Origin of the sequence: Williamsia sp. DF01-3 (genome assembly GCF_023051145.1) — a bacterium.
GTDB lineage: Bacteria > Actinomycetota > Actinomycetes > Mycobacteriales > Mycobacteriaceae > Williamsia.
This window is the reverse complement of sequence record NZ_JALKFS010000005.1, coordinates 4,992,793-5,012,005: the sequence shown is the minus strand read 5'-3', so window position 1 is coordinate 5,012,005 and position 19,213 is coordinate 4,992,793. Positions and strand designations below refer to the sequence as shown.

Here is a 19,213-nt window from a genome sequence, read left to right as displayed (position 1 = left end):
CTGACAATGAAGAAATCTCGAAGACTGCGGCTGTGGTCGTTGTTGGCCGCGCTGCCACTGCTTTTTGTGGTGCTGCTGACCGGATGCTCGGACGATTCCGACAAAGATTCGGCCTCGGGCGAGACCCGCACGGTGGAATCCGTCGACGGTCCTGTCGAGATCCCGACCGACCCTCAGCGCATCGTGGCGTTGCGTGGCTCGGCAGAAGCGCTGCTCAGCCTCGGTAGCGACAAGGTCGTCGGCGTACCGGATCTCTACACGGCCGACTACTTCGGCAACGACACGGCCGCTTGGGAGAAGTACCAGAGCCTGCCCAAGGTCGGCACCATCGCGCAACCGGACTATGAGGCGATTCTTGCGCTCGAGCCCGACCTCATCGTCGGCAATGTTCTCGAAAAGCATTGGGAAGCAATCGACAAGGAGAAGCTGAAGGCCATCGCGCCGGTCGTGAACCTCGAGGGCGGGTCATTGCTGGTCACCGACTGGTACGAGACCTTCGACGAGGCGGCCGACATCGCGGGCATGAAGACCGAGGCCGAGGAGCAGAAGCAGCAGTTCCACGCACGCGCCGACGAGATCCACCAGAAGTACGCCGACAAGATCGACGGCACCAAGTTCGTCGCGGTTGCGTCGTGGTCACCGGGCACTTTCTGGGATCAGAACGCCGGAACGTATGTGCCACACAAGCTCGAGGCGGCGGGTCTGACCTTCCCCACGGGCGAGGGACAGGAACGTTCGTATGAGCAGCTGGGAATGCTCGCCGACTACGACGTGATCGTCTACCCGACACGCGCAGACGGAACCACCACACCTGAGGTGCAGGCGATGCTCGACTCCGAGCTCTTCAAGAGTCTGCCCGCAGTACAGGCCGGACGGGTTCTGGCTGTGGCATACACGGATCCGTTCACCTACGCATCCGGAATGGCCAGCCTGGACAGCCTGGAAGCGCAGTTGGAAAAGCTCCCGCAGAAGTGAGTACCTGACTCAGATCGATGATGGCGCCGGCGTTTGCCGGCGCCATCATTGCGTAGCGGGCCTTGCCATCGTCGGAAACAGCGGTGCGGGAGACGGTCAGGCCCGGTAGGACGCGAACAGATCCCGGTACGCCGGGTAGTGGTCTTCCAGTACGCCGAGTTCCGTGGCCCGGACGAAGTTCGGATGGTCCCGGTACTTGCCGATGTCGGCGAGTTGCTTCATCCCGTAATAGCCTGCGGGAGCGCAGGAGTGATTCACAGAGGTCGGCACCGGACTTCGATCGAGGGAGTCGATGTTGTCGACGAAGATGTCGTGACAAGCCTGCGTCACCTCCATCGACAGTTCCTCCAGCGTCACGGACTCGGCGAGTGCGATAGCCCGTCTGTCGATGACGTCGCCGGTGTCGATCCCCGCGTCTACACGATGGAGGGTGACACCGAATTCGTTCTCACCGTTCAGGATTGCGAATACTGCGGCGGCAATGGGCAGGCCCCGATACTGCGGCAGCGGCCCGCCGTGAATGTTCACGATGGTCACGCCGAGTTCCAGGATCGGCTCACGAAAGATGAAGGGATTACCGGTCGAACACACCAGTCCGTCCGTACAGAACTCGTCGATGCCGTCAGCCAACTCGTTGACGTCGCCGGTGCCGGCGCATTCGAGATCGGACGCCCACGTGGGGACCGCTTCGCCTTCAGGGTGGATGACAACGTCGACCGGTGTGCCCACCGAGGCGGCATGGCCTGCGGCACGCCACAGCAGAGCTCCCGAGCCGACCAGAATCACGAGAACTTCCCTTCGCCCGCGGTCTTCGAACCGAGTCGAACCTAGGGTAGCCTAAACTTCATGACGACTTTCGGGCACCCCGGGGACTCGGCCACGATCCAGGTGGACATTTCGGAGCTGCACGAGCGATGGAATGACCGGACGACACCAACGACCACGGCAACCGTTCCGGAGTTGTTCGCTGCTGCAGCCCGATCGACGCCCGATGCCCTTGCTCTCGTCGATGGGCCTACCCGACTCACGTACCGCGAATTGTCGGTCAAGGTGGGCGAATTGGCGCAACGTCTACGTCAGTCGGGGCTACCCGCCGAAGGTGTGGTCGCCATCGGTATGTCTCGCTCGGCCGAGATGGTCGTTTCCGTACTGGCCACGATGGCAGCCGGCGGCGCGTTCGTTCCTGTCGACCCGCACTGGCCCGAGACCCGTCGGCGACAGGTGAGCGCCGACGCATCGGTGCACATCGCACTGACAGCTGCGGACGACCGCACTGACTGGGGCACCGAGACGATCTCGGTGAGCCTCGCCGACTGGCGGTTCGGTGATTGTGTGCCGGACGCGTCCCCGCTGCGCGTGCAGGGGAACCAGTTGGCCTACGTGATCTTCACCTCCGGGTCCACCGGGACTCCCAAGGGGGCGATGATCCGGCACGAGGCGATCTGCGAACGACTTGTGTGGCAACGTGATCAGATACTGATGTTCGGACGAGACGATGCCTCACTGTTCAAAGCGCCTCTGGCGTTCGACATCTCGATCAACGAGATACTGTTGCCCCTCGTCTCGGGTGGGTACGTGGTGGTGGCGGCTCCCGGAAGTGAGAAGGATCCTGACTACCTACTGGATCTGATTGCCTCGGAACGGGTCACCTACCTGTATCTGGTGTCCTCGATGCTCGACACCCTGCTGGCACTGGATCGCGATCGGTCGGCCAGGTCGGGGTCTGCGCTGGCGTCGGTCCGGCACATCTGGTGTGGCGGAGAGGTTCTGACACCTGATCTCTTCATGCGATTCCGGCAGCAGTTGTCCACCACGCTCTATCACGGCTACGGACCGGCTGAAGCGACGATCGGCGTATCGCACGTCATCTACCGCGACGAGGCCGAGAGAATCGCCACGTCGATCGGTCGTCCCAATCCGCACACCCAGTTGTACGTGCTGGACGAGCAGCTCGAGCCGGTTCCGGTGGGCGTGGGCGGTGAGCTCTATGCTGCCGGATTCCTGCTCGGCCGTGGATATGTCGGCAACGCCGCGATGACTGCGTCGAAGTTCGTATCCAATCCGTTCGACCCCGACGGCTCACGGATGTACCGCACGGGCGACCTCGCCCGCTGGTGCGACAACGGTTCGCTGGAGTTCCTCGGCCGGGCGGACAACCAGGTGAAGATCCGCGGGAGGCGGGTCGAACTCGAAGAGATCGAGGTGATCATCTCCGGCCACCCGCAGGTGCGACAAGCGGTGGTGACACTGACGGGCAATACCGCCGGCGCCGACAGTCTGTCGGCCTATGTGACCGAGAACCCGGGCGCCACGGTGGATGTGGAGAACCTACAGTCCTGGTGCGTCGACAATCTTCCCGACTACATGGTGCCGTCGAACCTGATGGTCCTGGACGCTTTCCCCATCACCGCCAACGGCAAGGTGGACCGCCGCGGGCTGCCTGCGATGACCCCCACCCGGCAAGGCGCGTTCATCGCGCCGCGTACACCGCACGAACAGCTTCTGTGCGACATCTTCGCGACGATTCTCGGGGTGGAGAAGGTCAGCGTCGACGACGACTTCTTCGCTCTGGGCGGAGACAGCATCGTGGCGGTCAAGGTTGCCCTGGCGCTGCGGCCGGAGGGATTCAGGCTCCGCTCACAGGACATCGTCTCTCACCGCACGCCCGAACATCTGGCCACGGCACTCGCAGCGTCGGGTCCGGCGACGACAGCCCCGACAACCGACGCGCCTCTTGTCGAACTCGAGGACGACGAGTCGGACGAGATACGTTCCCAGGTTGATGGTTTGCGTGAGGTGCTGCCACTGACAGCCGTCCAATCCGGCATCTATTTCCATTCGATCGCGGTGGATGACCACGACCCCTACATGGTTCAGCAGATCGTCGAGTTGTCCGGGCCACTCGATGTCGACAGGCTCGCCGAGGCCGCAGACGTGGTGATCCGCCGACATACGGCACTGGCGGCGGGTTTTCGCACCACGCGGTCGGGCCGGGTCGTCTCGACCGTCGGGTCGACGCCCGCACCAGAGTTCCGGACGTTGAGTTTTGTTGATGAATCGACGCTGGAGGCAGCGCAATTCGTGAACAGAGTTGCGTCTGAGGAACGCAGCCGCACGTTCGATCTCACTCGGCCGCCGCTGATGCGCTACACCCTGATCACCATCGGGGAGGAGCGGTACCGGCTCATCCAGACGGTGCACCATCTGATCGCCGACGGTTGGTCGGTGGCGCTGATCTGGAACGACATCATGGCTGCGTATCGCGGCGATCTGTTCGACTCCAGCGCACCGCAATTCAGCGACTTCCTGAGGTGGTGGACGCAGGGGCGAACGCCACAGAGCGAGGTGGAAGCGTGGAAGAACCACCTCGCCGACATCGGGGATCCGACACTGATCTCCGACCACCTGCCGCGCAGTGCGGGCAATGGCATCGGTCGGCGCCGTCGTACGCTGGGGACCGATCACCGGCAGGCCCTGACGGCGTACGCCCGATCGCGATCGGTCAGCGAGGGTGCCGTGATGACCGCGGCATGGGGTGTTCTGCTGGGCTGCGTCATGGGTCGGACCGATGTGGTGTTCGGTTCCACCACAGCGGGTCGTGGCGAGGATGTGGACGGCATCGACCGGATCGTCGGGATGCTGCTGAACACCGTGCCCACCAGGGTGAGCTGGACCCAGCGCGACACCATGGACGACGTGGTCCAGAACTTCGTCCGCGCGGAGACCGAAGTGCTCGACCACCAACATGTTCCGCTCCTGGATCTCCATTCGGCGTTGGGTGTTCGCGAGTTGTTCGACACCCTCTTCTCGATCGAGAACCTCGAACGTCCCGAAGATGTCGGCGATCTGCGACTCGGGGCCATCGAATACATCCAGGCCCCTCACTACCGGCTGACTGCGCTGGTCACACTGCACGAGTCGGTGTCGGTGGCGTTGACCAACGACCGGGCGGCAATCGACGACGCGGTGGCAGACCGGCTCGCGGATCTCTACCTCGGCGTCGTGGAGCTGATCGTCACCGGATCCGATCGGGGTACCAACGCCTTTCGCGCGATCACCGTGACGTCCCCGGTTGACCATCGCACCGTGGTGGACACCTGGAACCCGCCGTCGAAGACTGCGGAACTGCCCGACTCGGTGGCTGAGCTCATCGAACGTCGGATCGCCGAATCGACAGAGCTGGCGGCCCTGGTTCAGGGTGACGTCACCGTGACCTACGGTCAACTGGGAGAGCGGGTCAATCGATTGGCCCGCTTGCTGATCGAGTCGGGCGTCGGCCCGGAGGCCCGGGTGGCGTTGCTCCTCCCGCGCTCGCCCGATCTGGTCACCGCACTGCTCGCCGTGATCGTTGCCGGTGGCGCGTATGTCCCGATCGATCCACGTCATCCGACCGAGCGGATCAGCCACCACCTGTCCGACTCGTCCCCGACCGTGGTCCTGGCCACCGAGGCAATTGCGGTAACGCTCCGGAGGGCCGGCGTCGACGTCCCGGGCGAGCTGATCTGTCTGGACGATGCCGCGGTCAACGGCCGGATGTCAGCATTGCCGGCAGGGCCAGTCGGCGCCGCCGAGAGGCAGACCGAGCTGCGCGGGGATCACGCCGCCTACGTCATCTACACCTCGGGGTCGACCGGTAACGCCAAGGCAGTGGTGGGATCTCACACCGGGCTGGTCAATCGCCTCGAATGGTCCACTGCGAGTTGGGCCGACGGCAACAGTCCCCTCGGTGGTGTCCGGCTCGCCAAGAGTTCAATCGGCTTCATCGACGGGTCCACGGAGATCTTGGGTGCACTGTTGGCCGGATGTCGATTGGTGATCGCCGACGAATCCGAGTTGAACGACGCGGATCGTCTGGCGGACCTGGTGCAGAGTCACGGCATCACCCAACTCACCGGGGTGCCGACCCTGCTCCGCGCCGTCGCCGAAGTGGGAGCGGAACGGGTCGGTGTTGTCCGGCAATGGATCTGTAGTGGCGAGCCGCTGTCCTCGGCTGTCGTCGACGAGATAAACCGGGCATCACCGGGTGCAACGGTGATCAACTCCTACGGTTCCTCCGAGGTGGCCGGTGACGTCGCGTTCTCCTCGCGATCCGCTGCGGTCGCCGAACCCATCACCATCGGCGCACCTGTGCCTGGAAGCCAGATCTATCTGCTCGACCCCTGGCTACGTCCGGTGTCACCTGGAGTCGCCGGGGAGTTGTACGTCGGCGGGGCGCAGGTGGCCCGAGGCTATGCCGATCGGCGGGCCCTGACTGCTGCCACTTTCGTGGCAGACCCTTTCGGCCCGGCAGGCACCCGTCTGTACCGAACCGGCGATCTGGCCCGCTGGACCACAGACGGCTCGCTGCAGTATCTGGGCCGCCGGGACTTCCAGGTGAAGGTGAACGGCGTCCGCGTCGAACTCGAGGAGGTCGAGGCCGCGCTCGCCGCCGTACCCGGTGTGGCCGCGGCCGCTGCCACGGTTCACCGATCTGGCGGGTCCAGTCGGCTGGTGGGGTATGTGACGGCGTCAGAGGGCGCGCACCTGGACGGCCGGACGGTTCGCGACGCGGTGACCGCTGTTCTGCCCGTGCACGTTGTACCGATCGTGCTCGTCGTCGACGCCCTACCTCTCACGCCTACCGGGAAGGTCGACCGAAAGGCGCTGCCAAAACCCGATTTCAGTTCACTGACCACAGCATCGCGCGAGCCCCGTGGCGCCGCCGAGGAAATCTTGGTGTCGGCATTCGCAGAGGCGCTGGGGCTGCCCGCGGTCGGTGTCGACGACGACTTCTTCGACCTGGGAGGCGACAGCATCTCCTCGATCGCGGTGGTTCGGCGGGCTGGGCAGCACGGTCTGGACCTCACCATCCAGGACGTGTTCGCGCTGCGTGCGCCGGCGCGATTGGCAGAGGGTCGAACCGTGGCGCCCGACGATTCGACCGAGTCGTCCGCGGGACCAGAGCCCGTGCCGGTAATTCCCCCGGTTGAGCAACATCGGCTCCGTCAGTCCGGTCTCGACATCGAGCAGCATGTTTTCACCGAGGTCGTCGATCTGCCGCACCCTGTGGAGCCCGCGCAGTTGGCGTCGGCGGTCGATACGGTGCTCCGCGAGTTCGAGTGCCTGCGGTGGCGGGTGAACCCACGTCACCGATTGCTGTGGAACACCGACGTACTCCCGTACGCAGACCGTCTGGCATCGGAAAGCTATGTAACAGTGGATCAGTCCGATACGGATGCCGAAAGCGCTGTCAGAACAGCGCGTGACCAGGTGGTCGAACGGGTGGACATCACGGCAGGACGGCCACTGCATGTCGCCCTCCTCCGGTCCTCGCAGGGCATCCACCTCATCGTGGCCGTACACGGGGTGGTCGCAGACCGGTACACCGTCCACCAGGTGACGAAGCGCTTGACCGCACTGCTGGACGGATCCGACTCCGGTGCGCCGACCGTGGGGTCCACCGCGGACGCAACGGCCGCGTTGGCCGAACGTGCGCAGTCGGCCGATGCCGATGCCGCACTGGCTGATTCCATCGATCTGCTGCTCACCATGCCCTCGGCCGACGAGGCGGACGGACTCGAGGACGGCGACGCCGGACTCGTCGTACGTGTCGAGAAGCTGTCCGATCACATGGACAGGTCTGCCGAAGCAGTGGAGGCCGCCTTCGTCGCGGCCATCGCGCATGGATCGTCGGCCGTACGCACGGTTGACCTCGAGTGGAACATGCGAAACCAATTGTGCGTGAACGACGTTCATCCCGGAGCGCACGACGGCGTACCGGGTGCGTTCACCGCCGTGTACCCGGTGCGGCCGGGGGTCAACGGGTTCGAACGGCCACCGTATGCGCCCTGGTACGACTTGTGGCGCTTCCAGCACAGCGTCGGCCGCAAGAAGTTGCGGCGGGCACCCACTGCAGGAGTGCTGCTGACCCGAGTCTTCGGTCCGCTCGCCGATCCCGCTCGCCGGGAGGGTTTCGAGACGCTCTACGGGGTGGTCGGCCGGTATGCGATCCACGGGGATCGCGTGGAATTACATGTTCTGGGCCTGGACGCCGCCGCCATGGCGGACCGTTGGGCCGCCGCCCTGAACCCGTGAGTGTGGCACGACCGACGAAGGAGGAGCCGTGGCCGGTTCGGTGCGCGATCTGACAGTGAGCCCGATCTGTTTGCGCGAGTTCGATGTCCTGCGTGTGTGGGACGTGACGCCGGGGATGCGACGTGTGGTTCTCGGAGGTCCGGCCATCGGCGAGCACACACGTGACGGCGTTGTCCTGCCCCCGGTGCAGACCAGCGGATTCGACGACGACGTGAAGATCATGCCTCCCGATCCGGTCACCGGAGGGTTTCCCTTCGAGGTGCCCCGTAACACCGGTGCGGGCCTGATCGACTGGACGCCGGGCAGTTTCGAGTACACCCGTACCTACACGGTGCGTGCCTTCGACGCCGGTGCAGGCGAGTTGACCATCGACTTCGCCCTCCACGAGACGGGACTCGCCTCGACGTGGGCCCGTCGTGTGATGCCGGGGGAGAAGATCCTGGTGGCCGGCCCCAAGCACTCGGCCGGACTGCCGACAGCAGCCGGTTGGATGCTGATCGGAGGGGACGAGACGGCGTTGCCGGCGATCGGGCACTGCCTCGAGATGCTGCCGCCATCGCTACCGGCGACGGTGGTGATCGAAGTGGCCGACCCTTCACATCACCAGGAATTGCCCAGCGCCGCAGAGGTTCACATCACCTGGCTGTATCGCAGTGAGGCCGAGGGCAGGTCGCGGTTGGCCGAGACGCTCCAGTCGGTCCCGTGGCGTGACGGTCAGCCATACCTGTGGGTCGCGGGGGAAGCCATGGTGGTCAAGCCGCTCCGCAGATGGGCCAAGCGAGAGAAGGGGATACCGAAGGAGTTCACCGACATCGCCGGCTACTGGCGTGAGCGCGCGGTCGCCACCGTCGCGGGCGATCCCGAGGTCATCGACGTCGCCACGCAGGCGCCCGACCCCTTCGAACGCGTCCACGAGTATTCGGAGCTGTTGCCCGCGTGTGCGTTACGCGCAGCGGTGACGCTGGGGGTGTTCGCAGAAATCGACGCGGGTGCGGCCACTGTGCAGGAGATTGCCGCTGCATGCGGGGCACGCCCCGGCCCGCTGCACAAGCTGGTGCGTCACCTCGTGGTGATGGGTCTGCTGGTCCGGGAGGGAAACATCTACTCACTCAGCGAGGTGGGCGCGGTGCTGGCCGACCCCGACACCCCGTGGGTCGAGGGATTGCGGATGGACTCCGCCGAGACGCAGATGCAGCTGTCGTTCCTCCGACTCCTCGACGTGGTGCGAACCGGTGACCCGGTCGGAATCGGGGGTTTGTCGGTCGAGGATTGGACGGATGACGCCGACCGGGCCGATGGCTTTCACGGTGAGATGGTCGAATGGCCGACGTATCTCGCGCCGGCGTTGACCGAGGCCATCTCGCTCGACGGTGTGCGCACTGTCGCAGTCGTCGGCGAAGGCGGTGGACCCTACGTGGACGCGATGCTGCGCGCGTATCCGTCGCTCGAGATCAGTGTTGTGGGCATGCCGTCGCTCACCGAGCGCATGCTCGGGGATGTGACCGCCGAGAGGCGACCCCTGGTCGGGCGCGTTGCGGGCAGTCACGTCGCGCCGCTGCAGACGAAGGTCGACCTCCTCGTGGCGGCAGGCGTCGTGGAGACACTGCCCGACGGTGACGCGGCGGTTGCACTGACGGCGTACGCGGAGTCTGCCGGCCGGGTGGTGATCCCGACTCGGCTGATGGACCCGGAGACGACAAACGACTACGAGACGGAAGAAGATCTTCTCCGGATGTGTGTGTTCGGGTCGGGCTCTCGCACGGAGGCCGAAATGCGCGCCCTCATCAACTCGGTCGGCGTCGGCGCACTGCACGTCGGGCCACTGGGGTGGGGCGCGTACGTCGTCGAATACCGAGCGAATGGATAACCCGTCTAGACTTTTGAACTCTCCCAAGGCTAGCCTTACCTCAATTGGTGGGTGGAGGCCTACGGAAGCCGGGTGAATGCAGGCCATTTCTGCCTCGGCTTCGAATTGAGCTTTGCGAAGCTACTTGGAAGAGGGGTGTATCCAATGGGTGCGGCGCAGCTGAACACATTTCTCGACAACACCGTTGATCGCCATTTCGGCCGCCCGGCCGTGGCGTGCGGTGAACAGGAAACCGACTTCGAGCGTTTTGATGAATCAGTGCAGTGGCTCGGCGAAGACCTGGCGTCGCGGGGTATCGGCGCACGTCAAAGGGTTGGTGTCTGTGTAGGCGGCGGATGGGAGTTCCTGCTCGCATTCCACGCATTGGTGCGATTGAACGCCGTGGTGGTGCCGATCGATCCCTATGACGAAACGGCGGTGACCGCTGCTGCCGGACTGGACCTGCATTTTGTTCTCACGCATTGCGCCGAGGACTTTCTTCACGAGGAGAATGTCGGGCTCATGTGCGGGGACCGAATACCCCCGACATTTGATGTGGCAGAAGAGTTCCGTTTGATCGCAATTTCGCCGCGGTCGCCGCTGCAGGCCGAAGGCGGTCTGATCCTCAACAACCTGGGGTTCCGATTCTGGGATAACGGAGAAGTGGCTGAACGTATCGGGGGCCTGCAAACGGATCTCGACCTGGATGCGGACGCTCGTGCCGTGATCTGTGGCCCGTGGAGTTGCCCCTCCGCTGTGATGCTGGTGCTCGCCTGCGCAGCATCGGGTTCCTGCGTGCATGTTGTCGACCACGTGCATGACTCCGTGACGGTGCACGATGCGCTGGGTGAGGGTGACGTTTCGGTGGTCTTCGCCCCGCCGCTGGTCATGCACGACCTGATGCGTGCAGCAGACCCCTGGACCTGGGGTCCGGGGCGCCCGCGGATGGTCCTGCCCGACGGTGAGGTGCTTCCAGATGTGCTGCTGCGTCGCCGGGGTCTGACCCGCCAGACCTGCGATGACCCGCCGGTCTACCGGTTTGGTCTTGCCGACCGCCATCCTGCGGCTCATGCCGACTACGGCCGGAGATCAGCCGAATTGCGTCCGGTCTCCTGAAGACCCCGCCGAACCTCAACCCCGCCCGAATCGTCGACCCCGCGGAATCGTCAGCTGATAGCTGCGGTGACGAGTGCGGCCAGTTCGACCTCTTTGCGGTGCTCCAGTGTGGAGACGACGGTTGCCACATCCGAGTCGTCGGGCAGGAAGAGCGACGTGGCAATTGCCGCGATGAGGTCGTCGCGATCAGCCGGCGCAGGGTTCCGGTGGCCCAGCAGCGCAAAGATCTGATCGATCGGCTCAGCCGACTTGCTTACCGAGCGACGTGCGACGTCGAACCCATCCGGTGAGAACTCGAGGAAGATCTCGTCGCCCAGGGCCAGGCCCAGGTCGCTGACGAAGCGTTTGATGGTCCCCACTCGAGCCTGCACGGACACCCACATCAGCGACTGTGGTCCCAGTCGCGACGGCAGCTTCAACGGATTCCCCGGGCCTACACCGACCAGACCCGCGAGAGCTGACGGGATGTTGAACGCCGACCCTTTGAGGTGCGCACCGGACACCGTTGTGGCCCAACGGATGACGTCACCCTCGCAATAGAGACACCGGGTCTTTGCGGGCGACTTCCTGTGGACGTAGCGTTCGCTGCGCCGGGTCACCACATCATCTCGCGTCACGAACTCTCCGGCCCCCGCGTACGCGCGGATGCTCGATTCGGTGACGTCGTACTTCTCGCTGATCTGTGACACCAGATCCTCGATGCCGATACTGCCGCCCGCAGCGTCGAGGATGTGACCGATCTGCCGATGGACCGGCTGGTATTGATCACCTCCCCAACGCCGCAGCCCATAGGTGGTGCGATCGGTCTTGACGATCCGATCGTCGGTGACCAACGCATTGCGGACGCTCGATCGGGAGCGTGGCTTTCCGGCGAGCCCGGTCACGATCTCCTCGAATGTGCGGGGCGCTCCGGCGATCGACAAGACCGCGCACACCAGATCCGCAGTGGACGTCGAGCCTTTGATCACATGGTCGTCGAGCACGGTGAATCCGCTGCTGTTCAACCATCTCATCGCCTCGGACTCCGACAGGTTCAGTTTCGCGGCCACGATGCCGACCGGCACCAGCGCCTCCTCACCCGCGTGCGCATCGAGGACGTCTTCGACGAGGTCGGCGATCTGCGCGGGGGTGCGGCTGATGATCCATCCGTCTACGCCGGCAAGGTCGTTCGATCCGGCGATGAGCAGCTGTCCCACGGAGACCCCGAGCGCCGGTATCGCAGTGGCGAAGAGTGGCAGGGTCTCGGCCACCCGGGCAGAGTCCGCCACCGGATCGGCCAGTGCCACCGTTTCGGCGAGAAGCCGGCGCAGGTCCACCGAACTCTCCACGGTGTCCGACAGCTGCACCCGCAGAGTCCGGTCGAGCTGGTTCACCCGCTCGCGCGACAACCCGAGTTCCTTGGCCAGGTCGGCCTGTGTGCGGGGCTTGGCCGCGAATATGCGCTCGTGGAGGATCACCCGGTCGCGTTCATCGACAGACTCGATGAACGTGAGCAGGTGGGGATCCGCCAGTACCCGGCCGCCGCTCCGGTCGTCCTCGCCGTGCGGTGCCCGGGTCGCCTCGGCCACCAGGGCTGCGACGACGTCGATGACGGTGGCACGGCCGACCCCAGGCAAGTGCAACAGCCGGTCGGCCGAGTGTGTAAGGACATTCGAAACGTCTCGAATGCTGTTGTCGTGCAACGCTGTGACGGCGTGAGGCTCCAACTCGAGCGCGGTCACGGGCGTGCTTCCGGAAACAGTCGGGAAGTCGTCGGCAAGCGTGATGTCCGCGCGGTCGGTCACATGCCGCTGCGCAACGAGTTCGCAGAAGCGACGGAAGTTGTTGGCGTTCAGTGCCTCTGCTGGGCTCCCGTCCAGCCAGGCGTTGGGGATCAGCTCGTCGCTGGCGAGGATCGATGGCCCAGACCGGTACTCCTCGAGCCACGGCAGGAGCATGGGCCAAGCCGTCTTCGAGAACGGCCGCGCCGTGTTCGAGTCGGGCATCAGCAGTGGGCCTTTCGTGGGCTGCGGTCACGGCACGAAGTGGCCGGTCGAGATGGGCGGTAACGGAAGATTAGCCTATCTGTAAACCTGGTTAGTTGCCGCAAAGTTGCCGAACGGGAGGCTCCGGCGCGACGCGTCAAAAGCCGCCCGAACTGCGACTATGCCGACAACGGGCGGGCTGCGGTATGGGACCCCGCTGTTGGCACTAAGGTGAGGGTTACCTACTGATAGATGGGGCTGAGATGCAGGACAACGCGTGCCGGGCTCGGACGTGACTGTCGGTGCCGACCCCGGCCTCCGGGTGGACCTGACAAAGAGCGCAGATGGTTCGGCGGCGCGCCGTAGTGCTCAGGGATTGGCGCAGACCAACACCAGGCGGATGCTCGGCTGGATTGTCGGGGTCGTCATCCTCGCTGCGGTCTGCATGCTCAGCATCGCCATCGGCGCCAAGGACGTGCCGTTCTCGACGGTGTGGGATGCGCTGTGGTCGTACGACAACTCCGGCGACCACATCATCGTTCGCGACCTGCGTATCCCGCGCACCATCCTCGGCCTGATCGTCGGGGTCGCGTTGGGGATCGGTGGAGCGCTCATCCAGGCGGTCACCCGAAACCCGTTGGCTGATCCCGGAATTCTCGGCGTCAACGCCGGCGCCGCATTCGCCGTCGCGCTCGCCGTCGGGGTGTTCGGAATGGCGAGTATCTGGTCGTACATCTGGTTCGCATTCGCCGGTGCGGTGGTGGTGATGGTCTTCGTGTACGCGCTGGGATCGATCGGCAGAGGGGGCGCCACCCCGATCCGTCTCACGTTGGCCGGTGTTGCCATCGGTGCCGTACTCACCGGCATCACGTCGGGACTCATCCTGCTCGACCCGGAAGCCTTCGATCAGATGCGTTTCTGGAATGCGGGGTCGATCGCCGGACGCGGACTCGAGGTGTCGGGTGCGGTCGCGCCGTTTGTTGTGGTCGGGCTGGTGCTCGCGTTTGTCATCGCCCGTCCGCTCAACGCTGTCGCCATGGGTGACGACCTCGCGCGGTCACTCGGGGCGAACGTGGCCCGTACCCGTGTCATCGGAGTCATCGCGGTGACGTTGCTCTGCGGCGCCGCCACCGCGGCCGCCGGCCCGATCAGCTTTCTGGGACTGATGGTTCCGCATGTGGCCCGTTGGATCGTCGGGCCCGATCAACGCTGGATCCTGGCGTACACGCTGGTGGGTGGGCCTATCGTGCTCCTGCTGTCCGACGTGATCGGGCGTGTGGTCATCCGGCCGGGTGAGATGCAGGTCGGGATCGTCACCGCGTTTGTCGGTGCACCCGTCCTGATCTTCCTGGTTCGACGAGGCAAGGCGAGCGGCCTGTGAGCGTCGACGCGCAGAAGCAGGACAAGCCGGCGCTTCCTGGGGATATCGACTTCGGACGTAAGGTCGCGGTGCTGCGCGTGCAGGGCGGCACGCTGTCGGGGCGGATCGACGTTCGCGCCGTGGCCGTGATCGTCATGCTGGTGGCCGCTGCGCTGGTGGTTGCGGTCTTTGCGCTCGGCACCGGGGACTACCCGGTGTCCCCCGACCGGGTGGTTCAGGCGATCTTCGGCAATGGGTCCCGGATCGAAGAACTCGTGGTCATGGAATGGCGGATGCCGAGGGTGCTGCTGGCCCTGATCCTCGGGGCTGCGCTCGGCGTCAGCGGCGCGGTGTTCCAGTCGATCACCCGAAATCCGCTGGGCAGCCCCGACATCATCGGCTTCAACACGGGCGCCTATACGGGCGCACTGGTGGTCTTGCTGATCATCGGTGGCGGCGGTTATTACGACACCGCGGTGGGCGCACTGGTCGGAGGCATGATCACCGCGCTCCTGGTGTACCTGCTGGCTTTCAAGCGTGGTGTTCAGGGATTTCGGCTCATCATCGTGGGAATCGCCGTCAGCGCGGTCCTGTCGTCGGTGAACGCCTGGCTGATCCTGCGAGCCGACCTGGAGGATGCGATGTCCGCAGCGGTGTGGGGCGCCGGTTCGCTCAACGGACTGGGTTGGACGCAGGCCCGCCCTGCCCTCATCCTGTTGGCGGTCCTCACCCCGCTGCTGGTTCTGGCGTCCTACCGGATGCCGATGCTCGATCTGGGCGATGACGCCGCCAAGGCGTTGGGCATCCGCGCAGAACCGACGCGATTGATGCTGATCGTCCTCGGTGTCGCACTCACCGCCGTTGCGACCGCAGCTGCGGGTCCCATCGCCTTCGTGTCTCTGGCCGCACCACAATTGGCCCGGAGGCTGACCCGCACGCCGGGCGTGGCCATGCTCCCGGCGGCCGCCATGGGCGCGTTGCTGTTGGTGGCCAGCGACCTCATCGCCCAGCGCGCCTTCACACCCACTCAGCTTCCGGTGGGAGTTGTCACGGTGTCGGTGGGCGGCCTCTACCTGGTGTGGCTGCTCGCCCGAGAGGCACGTCGCCAATGACCCAACAATCTCGAGACGTCCGATGACGAGGTGCGAACAGTGGACATGAGCAAATTTGCGGACCAAGAAGTACTGTCCGCGTCGCATGGCGGCGACGGGGTGCACACCCGGTTACAGGCTCAGGACGTTACCATCGGCTACGACAAGCGGGTGATCAGCGAATCGTTGAGCGTCGACATCCCAGACGGTGCCTTCACCGTGATCGTCGGACCCAACGCCTGCGGCAAGTCGACTCTGCTGCGCGCACTTTCGCGACTTCTGGCTCCCACCAAGGGCTCGGTGCTGCTGGACGGTAAGGCGATCAGTTCTTATCCGGCCAAAGAGGTGGCGCGCAGACTCGGTCTCCTGCCGCAGTCATCCATCGCTCCCGACGGCATCAGGGTCGCCGACCTCGTCGCCCGTGGACGTTATCCCCACCAGAAGTTGATCCGGCAGTGGTCGGCCGACGACGAATCTGCCGTGATCGAGGCGATGACGGCGACCGGCGTGACCGAGCTGTCGGGGCGATTGGTCGATGAACTCTCCGGCGGACAGCGTCAAAGAGTATGGGTGGCAATGGTGTTGGCGCAGCAGACTCCGCTGATGCTGCTCGACGAGCCGACCACTTTCCTGGACATCGCCTACCAGATCGACCTGCTCGAGTTGTGTGCCGAGCTCAACAAGACGGGCGGTCGCACGCTTGTCGCGGTGTTGCACGACCTCAACCATGCGTGCCGCTACGCCGACCACATCATCGCCATGAAGGCCGGTGCCATCGTGGCGGAGGGCCGACCGGCCGACATCATCACGGCCGATCTTGTCCGTGACGTGTTCGGCCTCCCATGCCGGATCATCGACGACCCGGAATCGCATACACCCCTTGTGATCCCGCTCGTCAGACGCTAGCTGTCGCAGGAAAGGACGGCCGAGCGGTGCGTCACTGCACGCGCTCGGCGATCAGGGGCACGACCGTGTCGAGCGCGTACTGGATCGACAGCACCGAGTTCGTCGAGTAGGCCCGCGAGATCGTGAGGTCGTCGAAGACGAGGTAGCGGCCGGCGGCGACGGCGGGCACCGACTTGAACAACGGGTCGCCTTCCACCTCGGCGGCCGTGCGCTGGATCGGGAAGACCACCACCATGTCGGCATCGAGTAACCGCAGGTTCTCGTCTGCAATGGGGACCGAGAATCCCTTGGCGTCAGCAGGATCGATGGCGGGATTGGGTGAGAAGCCCAGTTTGACAAGGAATTCGACCCGTTCGGTATCGGGGGAGTACGCGCCCCATCCCGTCCCGGAACGCGCTGCCACCGTGACCGTCTTGCCGCGGAACTCGGGGTTCTGCCCGGCAACTTCGGTGAACCGGCCGTTCAGCTGCTCGACCAGTTCGGTCCCCTTCTCCGGGACGCCCAGGGCTTGCGACACCATCGTCACCTGTTGTTCGAGGGTGGTCTTGTAGTTGTCGGCGCCGGCGGGCAACGCGATGGTCGGGGCGATCTCGGCCAACGTGTCGTACCGCTTCTGGTCTCCCGAGCTCTTGGTGTCGAGGATCAGATCCGGTTCGAGAGCAAGGATCTGCTCGAAGGACGGCTCCCGGGTTCCGATGATCTCGGGCGGGTTGTCGTAGAGTCCGTCGGCCCATGGGCCCACACCCTCGCCGCCGAAGTCGAGCCAGTCGCTTGCTCCCACCGGCTGCACCCCGAGGGCAAGCGCGGTCTCGGCGTCGCCCCATCCGAGAGCGACCACCCGGGTCGGCGGCTTCTCGATCGTCACCGGTCCGAACTTGGTGGCCACGGTGACCGGGTACGCGCCGGTTGACGTACCGGATGTCGGGGATTGCTCCTGATCGCTGTCATCGGAACAGGCGGCCACGAACAGAAGGGCGAGAATGCTGAACACAGCTAGGACACGGCGAAACATGAGATGAGGCTAGCCTACGCTTAGCGAGGCTCAGCAAGGGGCCGAGCGCCTGGGGAAGAGACCGTCCGGCGCGGCCTTCGGCAAACACTTGAACCGATCAAGCGCTCGGTCGTAGGCTGCGTCCGTGGATATCAATGGAGCAAGTGCAGTAGTTACCGGTGGCGCATCGGGGATCGGCGCCGCAGTCGCGCGCCAGCTCGCCGGACTGGGAGCCAAGGTTGTCATCGCCGACCTTCAGGCGGACAAGGGTGAGGCCCTCGCCAAGGAGATCGACGGGGTGTTCGTCAGTGTCGACGTCACCAAGACCGAGCAGATCGAGGCCGCCGTGAACAAGGCGACCGAGCTGGGACCGCTTCGGGCACTGGTGAACTCGGCGGGCATCGGCTCGGCGCAGCGCACCATCGGGCGTGACGGCGAGTTCTCGTCGGCCCACGACCTGGACGCATTCCGAAAGGTCATCAACATCAATCTGATCGGCAGTTTCGACGCGACCCGCCTGGCCGCGACCGCGATGAGTCGCAATGAGGCCACCGAAACCGGTGACAAGGGCGCGATCGTGTCGATGGCCAGCGTTGCGGCGTTCGACGGCCAGATCGGCCAGGCCGCATACTCGGCATCCAAGGGCGGCATCGTTAGCCTGACCCTCACCGTGGCACGTGACCTCGCCGCTGCCGGCATCCGGAACAACACCGTTGCCCCCGGCCTCATCGAGACCCCGATCTACGGAACGGGTCCCGAATCGGAGGCATTCAAGGCCAAGCTGGGAGAGAACGTCCTGTTCCCCAAGCGGCTCGGTACCCCGGACGAACTGGCGTCGATGGTGATCGAACTGATCACCAACTCCTACATGAACGGAGAGGTCATCCGCGTCGACGGTGGCATCCGGATGCCACCGAAGTAACCCGTCCGACAGAAGCGGTCAACTTCGTCCCCCTGGACGGCCATCGAGGGAATTACCCCCTCGAGAGGTTGTCAGGGGGACGATTTCTGTCTGTCAGCTGGTGTATTCGGCGGCGAGTCGCGCGATCTTCTCGGCCCGCTTGAGGCGGGGCGGATCGCTGCCATCGCGAACCACGCGGCCGCGGGCCTCGAACTCCGACAGGAAGTCGGTGGCCCAAGCGGTGTCTTCCGAGCTGGGGCTGGCGACGCGGTTGATGACCGCCGGCTGCGAGGCGTTGAGACACAGCTTTCCGGTGAGTCCGAACGCGACCGAAGTTGCCGTCTTCGCCTCCAGGACGGCGACGTCGTCGGTGACCGCCGGACCGTCGATGGGGCCTGGCAAGTCGGCGACCCGGCTGGCCACCACCAGTCGCGACCGCGGGTACGCCATCACGGCGTCGTCTGCAGCGGTGCCGGTGTCGTGGCGGTAATCGCCGCTGCCGAACGCGAGGCGCAGGACGCCGCGGGCGCGGGCGATCTCGACGGCGTTCTCCACCCCGACCGCCGACTCGATGAGTGCAATGACGGGGGTGTGGCCGCCGAGGCGGTCGAATGTCTCGCTCACCTGCGCGGCAGTCTCGGCCTTTGCCAGCATCACACCGGCCAGACCGGGTGCCCCGCGTAGCCGGTCGATGTCGTCGGACCAGAACCGGGTGGTCCGGTCGTTGATCCGTACCCAGGCCGTCGCGGCATCGAGCCAGGTACACACCCGTTCGCGCGCTGCGCCCTTCCCTCGCGGGTCGACGGCGTCTTCGAGATCGAGGACCACCTGGTCGGCGTCCGATCTGGCGGCGGCGTCGAAGTCGCCCTGGGCGGCGTTGACCAACATCCACGAGCGGGACAGTTCGGGAGTGACGGATCGGGCGATCGTAGAGGGCATGCCCCTAGTGTGCGGCCAGCCGCAGAAGCGGGCGCCCTTTGAGTTCATTA

The 19,213-nt window shown here is 65.1% G+C and carries 12 protein-coding genes; 8 read left to right on the top strand and 4 right to left on the bottom strand.

All coding sequences use genetic code 11. The features are described from left to right. Nucleotides 1–6: 6 nt before the first annotated feature. Complete coding sequence (locus MVA47_RS25495) at nt 7–975, top strand: ABC transporter substrate-binding protein (RefSeq protein WP_247210370.1); 969 nt, start codon at nt 7–9, stop codon at nt 973–975. Between the two features lie 96 nt (nt 976–1,071). Here the strand turns inward: MVA47_RS25495 and MVA47_RS25490 are convergent, their stop codons facing one another. After that, nucleotides 1,072–1,761, bottom strand: a complete 690-nt coding sequence (locus MVA47_RS25490) for a formyltransferase family protein (protein WP_247210369.1) — start codon at nt 1,759–1,761, stop codon at nt 1,072–1,074. 60 nt (nt 1,762–1,821) lie between these two features. Here MVA47_RS25490 and MVA47_RS25485 point away from each other — a divergent pair, with 60 nt between their 5' ends. From MVA47_RS25485 to MVA47_RS25475, 3 genes are all read left to right on the top strand, one after another. Next, nucleotides 1,822–8,049, top strand: a complete 6,228-nt coding sequence (locus MVA47_RS25485; RefSeq protein ID WP_247210368.1) for a non-ribosomal peptide synthetase — start codon at nt 1,822–1,824, stop codon at nt 8,047–8,049. A 28-nt stretch (nt 8,050–8,077) separates the two neighbouring features. Continuing rightward, nucleotides 8,078–9,916, top strand: a complete 1,839-nt coding sequence (locus tag MVA47_RS25480) for a siderophore-interacting protein (protein ID WP_247210367.1) — start codon at nt 8,078–8,080, stop codon at nt 9,914–9,916. A gap of 144 nt (nt 9,917–10,060) precedes the next feature. Further along, a complete protein-coding gene (locus MVA47_RS25475; RefSeq protein WP_247210366.1) occupies nt 10,061–11,011 on the top strand; it encodes an AMP-binding protein in 951 nt (316 codons plus the stop codon). A 50-nt stretch (nt 11,012–11,061) separates the two neighbouring features. On the opposite strand, the gene MVA47_RS25470 is transcribed toward MVA47_RS25475, so the two are convergent. Further along, a complete protein-coding gene (locus tag MVA47_RS25470; RefSeq protein ID WP_247210365.1) occupies nt 11,062–12,996 on the bottom strand; it encodes a sigma factor-like helix-turn-helix DNA-binding protein in 1,935 nt (644 codons plus the stop codon). Nucleotides 12,997–13,375: 379 nt separating this feature from the next. Here MVA47_RS25470 and MVA47_RS25465 point away from each other — a divergent pair, with 379 nt between their 5' ends. The 3 genes from MVA47_RS25465 to MVA47_RS25455 are packed head-to-tail and all read left to right on the top strand — an operon-like array spanning nt 13,376 to nt 16,332. Further along, a complete protein-coding gene (locus tag MVA47_RS25465) occupies nt 13,376–14,356 on the top strand; it encodes an iron chelate uptake ABC transporter family permease subunit (RefSeq protein WP_247211071.1) in 981 nt (326 codons plus the stop codon). Further along, nucleotides 14,353–15,447: a FecCD family ABC transporter permease gene (locus MVA47_RS25460; RefSeq protein WP_374474321.1), complete on the top strand. Its 1,095-nt coding sequence runs from the start codon at nt 14,353–14,355 to the stop codon at nt 15,445–15,447. The genes MVA47_RS25465 and MVA47_RS25460 overlap by 4 nt, the downstream gene beginning before the upstream one ends. Before the next feature lie 45 nt (nt 15,448–15,492). Next, nucleotides 15,493–16,332, top strand: coding sequence for an ABC transporter ATP-binding protein (locus tag MVA47_RS25455; protein ID WP_247210364.1), 840 nt, complete (start codon nt 15,493–15,495; stop codon nt 16,330–16,332). 31 nt (nt 16,333–16,363) lie between these two features. Here the strand turns inward: MVA47_RS25455 and MVA47_RS25450 are convergent, their stop codons facing one another. Then, entirely contained in the window at nt 16,364–17,344 is a 981-nt protein-coding gene (locus tag MVA47_RS25450) for an iron-siderophore ABC transporter substrate-binding protein (RefSeq protein WP_247210363.1), read from the bottom strand. A gap of 124 nt (nt 17,345–17,468) precedes the next feature. Between MVA47_RS25450 and MVA47_RS25445 the strand changes: the two genes are divergently transcribed. After that, nucleotides 17,469–18,245 carry an SDR family oxidoreductase gene (locus MVA47_RS25445; protein WP_023960142.1) on the top strand — a complete coding sequence of 259 codons (777 nt, stop codon included), beginning with the start codon at nt 17,469–17,471 and terminating at the stop codon, nt 18,243–18,245. Between the two features lie 93 nt (nt 18,246–18,338). Here the strand turns inward: MVA47_RS25445 and MVA47_RS25440 are convergent, their stop codons facing one another. Beyond that, nucleotides 18,339–19,163 (bottom strand): CoA ester lyase, encoded by an 825-nt coding sequence (locus MVA47_RS25440; RefSeq protein WP_247210362.1) that lies wholly within the window; start codon nt 19,161–19,163, stop codon nt 18,339–18,341. Nucleotides 19,164–19,213: the final 50 nt, after the last annotated feature.